Origin of the sequence: Pricia sp., assembly GCF_041745955.1 — a bacterium.
Lineage (GTDB): Bacteria > Bacteroidota > Bacteroidia > Flavobacteriales > Flavobacteriaceae > Pricia.
The window spans coordinates 1-6,323 of record NZ_JBGTHY010000262.1 but is presented as its reverse complement, the minus strand read 5'-3'; the positions used below and the strand labels follow the sequence as shown (position 1 = coordinate 6,323).

The 6,323-nt window shown below is 44.9% G+C and carries 7 protein-coding genes and 1 pseudogene; 2 read left to right on the top strand and 6 right to left on the bottom strand.

All coding sequences use genetic code 11. The annotated features are described in order from the left end of the window. From ACEW8S_RS09300 to ACEW8S_RS09290, 3 genes and pseudogenes are all read right to left on the bottom strand, one after another. Positions 1-367: pseudogene (locus ACEW8S_RS09300) on the bottom strand (amidohydrolase); the annotation flags it as partial. A 195-nt stretch (positions 368-562) separates the two neighbouring features. Beyond that, positions 563-1,036, bottom strand: a complete 474-nt coding sequence (locus ACEW8S_RS09295; RefSeq protein ID WP_373517876.1) for a ChbG/HpnK family deacetylase — start codon at positions 1,034-1,036, stop codon at positions 563-565. Between the two features lies 1 nt (position 1,037). Further along, entirely contained in the window at positions 1,038-1,364 is a 327-nt protein-coding gene (locus ACEW8S_RS09290) for a multidrug efflux SMR transporter (protein WP_373517877.1), read from the bottom strand. Positions 1,365-1,566: 202 nt separating this feature from the next. Here ACEW8S_RS09290 and ACEW8S_RS09285 point away from each other — a divergent pair, with 202 nt between their 5' ends. Both ACEW8S_RS09285 and ACEW8S_RS09280 read left to right on the top strand, forming a co-directional pair. Next, positions 1,567-1,857 (top strand): hypothetical protein, encoded by a 291-nt coding sequence (locus tag ACEW8S_RS09285; RefSeq protein WP_373517875.1) that lies wholly within the window; start codon positions 1,567-1,569, stop codon positions 1,855-1,857. Between the two features lie 138 nt (positions 1,858-1,995). Next, positions 1,996-2,817: a universal stress protein gene (locus ACEW8S_RS09280; RefSeq protein ID WP_373517874.1), complete on the top strand. Its 822-nt coding sequence runs from the start codon at positions 1,996-1,998 to the stop codon at positions 2,815-2,817. A 41-nt stretch (positions 2,818-2,858) separates the two neighbouring features. Here ACEW8S_RS09280 and ACEW8S_RS09275 read toward each other — a convergent pair whose 3' ends face one another. The 3 genes from ACEW8S_RS09275 to ACEW8S_RS09265 all read right to left on the bottom strand — a co-directional run bounded on the left by ACEW8S_RS09275 (position 2,859) and on the right by ACEW8S_RS09265 (position 6,071). After that, a complete protein-coding gene (locus tag ACEW8S_RS09275; RefSeq protein ID WP_373517873.1) occupies positions 2,859-3,728 on the bottom strand; it encodes a PIG-L deacetylase family protein in 870 nt (289 codons plus the stop codon). 29 nt (positions 3,729-3,757) lie between these two features. Then, a complete protein-coding gene (locus ACEW8S_RS09270; protein WP_373517872.1) occupies positions 3,758-5,149 on the bottom strand; it encodes a Gfo/Idh/MocA family protein in 1,392 nt (463 codons plus the stop codon). A 607-nt stretch (positions 5,150-5,756) separates the two neighbouring features. After that, positions 5,757-6,071, bottom strand: coding sequence for a hypothetical protein (locus ACEW8S_RS09265; RefSeq protein ID WP_373517871.1), 315 nt, complete (start codon positions 6,069-6,071; stop codon positions 5,757-5,759). Between the last annotated feature and the right edge of the window lie 252 nt (positions 6,072-6,323).

The following is a 6,323-nucleotide window of genomic DNA, read 5'->3' as shown; positions in this document are numbered from 1 at the left end:
CGGAGCAGTCGCGGACCGTGGTAACCCCATTGGCCAAATAGAGGGGGAGCAGGCTCTTGTTTTCCGAGACCAGGGTATCCCCACCGCCAAAATGGACGTGCATGTCCCAAAGTCCCGGAATAACGAATTTACCAGCAGCTTCTATTGTTTTTTTGGCTTTCCAGCCCTTCGAAGCGTCACCGCCCGCAACGGCGGCGATAGAATCGCCGATTATGGCAATACTCTGGTTTTCCCTGATCTCCCCCGTATGGGTATCGACAATTTTGGCCGACCTTATAAGGACTTCATAAAGGATTCCTTCTTCTGGATTACAGGAAGCCGCGGTCAATATGATCAAGGCCAGCACAAAAAATAAAATAGGTCTCATACAAGAAATTAATTATGGATGTATAGGTTATCACCGGACCACGCATTTAAAAAAAAACTTTGCGATCTTTTTACCAAGGTAATGGACTTCAACAATTGATACCATCGGGACAATTCTATCCCGCATTGGCTTAAACGAACTTTAGTTTTGCTTTTAGAATTTCGCCCCAAGTAATCAATTTGATATTGTATTCCTTTAATTTTGCCCTACAATTTTCACTTGTAAAATATCATAATCGATCTGGCGCCACTCCGACCCAAAATTGGGATGGTTTACCGTAATTCCCCGCATTTCATGATTGTCGAATGCAGGATGTAGGATCAGTACGTTAAAGCCCGATGGCAGATTTTCCAGCACACGGTCATAGTATTCCGCCAATCGGCCTCTCTCAAAATCGGCGAACGTTCCCAAAAAGACATGGTCCGTTACCAGGTCGTCCTTGAAAACGACCTTTTCGGCGTCCAGGCCCAATTGGACAATCAGTTGTCCATTGATGAACACCGGTAAATTGTAGATCCTTCCCAGGTCGCGATAAATTTCCAAAAACCGGGGTCTTGCGGCAACGTTATACATATGGGAATCGAGATGGGTAGGTTTCATTCCGAACCGCAGGGCCATTTCAATTTGTGCCCGGAGTTCCCTTCGAACCTCTTCGTTCAGGGCATGCATTTTAGTTTGAGACGATCTTAAGGCCCATCAAGCTGATAATCAGGGTCGATATGAAAAAAATACGCCAAAAGGTGGCCGGTTCGTTGAAGCAAAAAATCCCTACGAGCACGGTGCCGATCGCACCTATACCTGTCCATACTGCATAGGCCGTGCCTATCGGAATCCCTTTTGCGGCCTGCACCAATAGGTACATACTGATGGCGAGACATAACAAAAATCCCAAATACCAGTAGGTTGCGCTTTGACCGGTCGCCTCTTTGGCCTTTCCGAGACAAAAAGCGAACCCGACCTCGAAGCAGCCCGCGATTATCAAATATATCCAGTTCATATCTGATGCGAAAATAAGATACGGATCGAAAGTTTTTGGGGTTGGAAGAGCCATTTTTTTTAAAATTTAAGAGTTCTATAAAACGAACGTTTTACGGAACATCCCAAAAACATAAAGCTTTCCTAAAATCGTTCACATAAATAAAAACCAACTTTCCGCATTCTGTCTAAAATTATTTTCCACTACTGACAAACCATTGACGATGGAACTACTTGGCATTGCCGGTCCGGGCATCCGGGAAATCGCTACCGGAAAAAGCTCTCAGCTGACCGAACATTTTGACCATGGCAACAGCAAAGCCAATATACTGTGGGCGTGGGACAAGACTACCGAGGAAATCGACGCCTTTTGGCCACAAATTGCCTTGGAACGTTTTCAAGAACCCATCAAGACCTTTGGCCAATACGAAGGCACGGTACAATCTTCCTACAATAGAATATTCGGATTATTTTTGTGGGCAGTAAAAATAATTGTAATTTTTATCCTACATTAACGTTGTGGAATGGAATAAAGATTTCAACCTTCGAGGAAATAATCAATCTATATTTCCGTTTTCACTTGTGACAGATTTTCACCTTCACTTCGACTATGTTCAGTGACCGCGTGGAAATGACAGATAAACAGTTTATACATGAAAAAAATAATTGTCCCTATTGATTTTTCCGAACAGTCCGAATTTGCTTTGGAAGCTGCCGCGCAACTTGCCGACAAGCACGGTGCCGAAATTTTTGCGCTGCATATGCTCGAGCTGACAGATACGCTGACAAATACAGATGATGCGATGCAACAGCAGCAGACCATACTATACTTGAAAGCCGCCGAAAAACGCTTTCAAGGCTTTTTGGACAAGTCGTACCTGAAGAATATCAAATTGACCCCTATCGTAAAGCATTTCAAGGTTTTTGACGAGATCAACGATGTGGCCCAAAAGCATCAAGCCGATCTGGTCGTCATGGGTTCCCATGGCACTGACGGACTGAACGAAATCTTTTTCGGCTCGAATGCCGAAAAGGTGGTACGAAATTCGGAAATACCTGTGCTGGTCATTAAAAATCGACCACAGCATTTAAAGATTGAAAATCTGGTTTTTGCCTGCGATTTCGAGGAAGAGAGCCTATCGGCCTTCAGAAGGGCAAAGGATTTCGCCGACCTGTTGTCCGCAACATTGGATATGGTCTATATCAACACCCCCGGCAACAATTTTTTGAGTACAAAGGATTCTTATGAGCGGATTAACAAATTTCTTGCCAAGGCCAACGTTGGCCATGAAGTCGAAATCTACAGCGATTATAGTGTGGAAAAAGGCATCTTGAACTATAGTGCGGCGAACAATGCCGATGCGATAGCGATTTCGACCCATGGTAGAAAGGGACTATCCCATTTTTTTATGGGAAGTATCGGTGAGGACGTAGCGAACCACTCCAAAATACCCGTGGTGACCTTTAAAATTTAGCTGCGATTGAAAAGTCATTTTTAAATCTGAGCCCATGCCGCTCATTTCGAAAGCATAGGGAATAGCATTCTTATTTCCTCGTCCGAAGGTTGTTTCCCGTATTCGCAAATTTCGAATCCTTCGGCATGCTTGGTGGCAGAAGCGCTGTCGCCATACCATTTTTTCAAACTTTCCAAAGTAGTCTCGTTCGGGGCGTTCGCACGCCAATCGGCCAAAAATTTCAACCGGTTCTTTTCGTCTTTGGGCACATTGTCGAGCTTTCCGGAGATCCAAGGGAGCCATTCGAAAAATTGGGATTCATGCGCCGCCATGGCGTAAATTTTCTGATCGAAGACTTCGTCGATAATGACCGCAATATCCGGGTCGAACGGTGTCGGTTTTTGAAACCCATCCTCTGAATACAAAAAGACAGGATTTTTTTTAAGTGGAGGAATATCGGGTGCGACATTGGGCACGATGACCAGATAGGCAGCATCCTGAACCAAAATCCCGGTATACCGATGATCGGGGTGGTAGTCGTTCGGTCTCGGCGCAATGACGATATCGGCGTTCCATTTTCTTATTTCCCGAATGACTTTAAGGCGATTTTCTAAAGTAGGCATCAGTTCGCCGTCATGGTTGTCCAAAACGGCATATTCCACGCCGAAACGTTTTCCCGCCTCTTTTGCTTCGGCGATTCTGATCTTGGCCAGTTCGCCCCCACCTTTGTCCTGATGCCCGGCATCGCCATTGGTCAATGACACGAATTTAACGTTGTGGCCCATTTTTGAAAATAGGATGGCGGTGCCACCGGCATCGTTGTCACAATCGTCGGGATGTGCCCCGAAAACGATAACGTTGATTTTTTTATCTTGGGCAAGGGCCAAGGTCGTAAGGAGGGTAAGGCAAAGAACGGGAACGAATTTTTTCATCTTCTGTATTTAATATTCAAAACACTTTCTCAAACAAGTTTCATGGCATTTGGATCCCAGTTCACGGGCTGTTTTTTATAGTAGCTCTCGTTGGCCAAAAGTGCCGCTCCCGCGGCCCGTAGTCCAAATGTAGGGTCTTCGACGATTTTTCCTTTTCCCCGTATGGCCTGAAAGAAATTAAAAAAATGATCGTAATGGCCGCCCTTGTAATCGTCGGGTGCCTGCCAGGTCGTTTCTCCCGTAGACAATGAGGAAGCCCTTGGCTCTAAGTTTTTGGCGGCATATTCTTCCCTTATTTTTTGTTGTGTGGCCTCCGTGTATGCAATCATCGAATATCCGTTTGGAAACATACCTAACTTCGAACGTTTGAGGGTGACGGAATTCTGTCCGATTTCCATTTCGCCTTCGGTGCCGACCAGTTTGAATCCACCGCCACCGCCGCTGCCAGCTATAAAGTTGATACGGAACGCCGCATTAAAGGCGGCATGAGTGTCGGTCTTGGGATAATCATAAAGGGTGATGCTAACGTCAGGTACGTCGCGGCCATCGTTCCAATATCTCAGACCACCCGTAGCCAATGCCCGATCGGGACCGTTCGAACTTATAACATAATTCAATGTCGAAAAGGCATGTACGAAAAGATCTCCCGCTACCCCCGTGCCATAATCCTTGTAATTCCGCCATCTGAAAAAGCGTTTGTTTTCATATGGTACTTTCGGGGCCTTGCCCAAAAAGGTATCGAAATCCACCGTTTCCGCATTCGCATCCGGGGGAATGGGGTATTGCCACGCCCCTTCGGCGGAGTAGCGGTCGTTGTAGAAATCGAGCATTACGATATCGCCGATGGCCCCTTCCATATACAGTTGCTTTGCCTTTTCGTTGCCAAGGGAAGACATGCCTTGGCTTCCTATCTGGCATAATTTTCCGCTGTCTTTTTGAGCTTTTATTATTTCTTTTCCCTCGTCGAACTTTTGCACCATGGGCTTCTCGCAATACACATGTTTGCCCGCCTTTAACGCATCGATAACGATTGTTTTATGCCAATGATCGGGGGTCGCTACAATGACGGCATCGATATCCTTCCGATTTAACAGCTCGCGGTAGTCACGTGTCGTAAAAAGTGCGTCGCCCCAAAGTTCCTTGCCACGCTCTAACCGTCCGGTATAGAGGTCGCAGACGGCAACCAGTTTTACGCCATCGACCTGCAAAGCTGTCTGGGTGTCATAAATACCTTGGATGCCACAGCCGATAAGTGCAAGGTTGATCTGGTCGTTGGCCGAAAAGAAAGAGGGTTCATAAGACCTGTTAAGCCACAGCTTTTCGTTGTAGGAAGAAGCGAGGACCATAGGTGCAGAGGTCAGGGCGGCCGAACCTAAAGTTGCTTTTCTAAGGAAAGACCTTCTTGAGGTATCTTTTTTCATGTTGTATGGATGTAAAGTTTTTAAATGGGCGCTGAATCTATGACGGACGCAACCTCTTGGATGCGAAAGTTATAAAAATCCGATCATTAATACTACCATGTATGATGAGATCGATATTCCTTTTGTTACGTTTCGATGTAGATAGGTGATAGTTTTTGTGACGGAAGTTTGGAAACAGTGGATAATAACCAGGTAGTAGCATCCCGTTGAATAGGAAAATACCAGGCTTGAACTAGTAGTCCTCTCTTGAACTAGTAGTCATCCCAAAATATTACATAAAACATTGGTTTTCAGTGGATAATGATTTCGAATAAAAGCTGGGGAAAAGTGGCTATTACAATTAAAAAAGCTTTGTCGTCTTTACACGGTTGTGTTAATACCCAACACCTTGAGAAAGGTCTGGGCCAATGACAGGCTTTCCATACATGGAAGGCTTTTTTAATTATCGAATTTCTGTCACCGTAATCTGGTTGAGGGCTTCTTCGACAGAATCGGGCTCGAATACCGGTGAGCTGTCTTGCGAGTCCCTAATTCTTTTCGTTATGAATCATGGGCCATTTCAGGAAGTTTATATTCCATGAAGCTGTTCATTTGCATACCGGTTTGGCTAATTGCTTTTGTCCGTGTTTGCTCTTTCAGGTGCTTCCAAGCCTTCCTTGCTCTCTGCGCCTTGACCGTATAAGGTGTTCTCTTCATCTTTCAGGTTTTTAGTGTTCGCGGTATTTATGGCGCCCCTTCCGGGTATGTCCAAGTCCTTGCCCGAGAAGTCGATATCTTTCTTTCTTTTCTCCAATAATCGATCATCGCCACCGTACGTACTTAGACTCTTTTTTCCTAGTGCATCGATATCCTCTTTCGTAACTTCGAGGTTGTACTCTTCTTTCACGTCTTGTGGCTTTTTATTTACGTTCTTTTTGATCATTTTGGATTATGTTTAAACTAAAAAAACAAGTTATAGCCATTTGGCGTATTCCATGAGCTTTCAACGGATTTTTATTGATGCTAAAAAAATAATGACACTTTTTTTGAAGAATTATGCCGGTAACAAAAATGTCTCCTTCTTAAGCATGTTTCACACGGCACCCAGTCTATGCATCACAAAATGCACCAAAGAAGCTGCCAACTTCGCCGTATGGGTATCGATATCATATTTGGGATTCATTTCGGCAATATC